Origin of the sequence: Citrobacter sp. Marseille-Q5395 (assembly GCF_947057495.1) — a bacterium.
Taxonomy (GTDB): domain Bacteria; phylum Pseudomonadota; class Gammaproteobacteria; order Enterobacterales; family Enterobacteriaceae; genus Citrobacter; species Citrobacter murliniae.
Genome location: NZ_CAMSEL010000069.1, coordinates 1 through 1,081, shown reverse-complemented (window position 1 = coordinate 1,081; position 1,081 = coordinate 1). Strand labels below are relative to the sequence as shown.

Here is a 1,081-nt window from a genome sequence, read left to right as displayed (position 1 = left end):
AACTGGCCCGCGCCTCGCTGGTGGATCGTGGTATCGGTATTTCTGGTGTCGGTACCGCACAGGCGATGGTTGGGCTGGCGTTCACCCACAGCAGCAGCGATTTCGGCAATATCCTGATGGATGTGGCACATAAGGCGGCATTGCTTGGCTGGGATGAGGCCAGCGAAACATTCGAACAGTGGACCCGTAAAGGCACACTGACCGATTTCAAAACCGCGCACCGCGTTGGCCTGGAATCACTGGCATCGCTGCGTAAGGTTCGCGCCGGGGCGGAATATAAATATGTCACCATTAAAGATCGTGGTGAGCCTATTGCACTGGCCACCTATGGTGAGCTTTTCAGCATTGACCGCCAGACTATTATCAACGACGACCTGGATATGCTGACGCGTATCCCTCAGGCAATGGGGCTTGCTGCGCGAGCCACTGTCGGCGATCTGGTCTGGGCGGTATTGACCAGCAACCCGAAAATGTCGGACGATAAGCCGTTGTTCCACGCCGATCACGGGAACCTTGTTACAGCCGATCTGACTATTGAAGGGCTGGATACTGCGCGTAAGGCAATGCTGCTGCAAAAATCCGGCGATCGCCGTCTGAATATTCGTCCGGCCTACATGCTGACGCCAGTGGCAATTGAGTCACGGGCAAATCAGCTGATTAAATCCGCCAGTGTACCGGGTGCAGACGCGAACAGCGGGATCGTTAACCCGATCCAGAACTTTGTGACCGTGGCTTCTGAGGCCCGCCTGGATGACAGCAGCCCGACCGATTATTACCTGACTGCTGCGCAGGGGCGCGACACCATTGAAGTGGCGTATCTCGACGGTATCGACACGCCATATCTGGAACAGCAGCAGGGCTTCACTGTGGACGGCGCCGCATTCAAGGTGCGCATTGATGCGGGGGTGGCTCCGCTCGACTGGCGCGGGCTGGTTAAAGTCACCAAAAAATAATGACCGCCGCCTGGCGGTTTTTTTATCCCTGAAGGCGGCGCTGGTCGCCTTTTCCTTTTATGGAGAAAAAACATGGCGAATAACTATCAGCAGGACGGTACCACACTGGATTATCACAATGCGGGTGT

Annotated in this window: 1 protein-coding gene; it reads left to right on the top strand. The window is 55.9% G+C overall.

Annotated features, from left to right (window positions below; genetic code table 11):
- On the top strand, positions 1 to 953 hold a 953-nt coding region (locus OH663_RS25990; RefSeq protein ID WP_476579529.1), incomplete at its 5' end, for a ClpP-like prohead protease/major capsid protein fusion protein.
- Between the last annotated feature and the right edge of the window lie 128 nt (positions 954 to 1,081).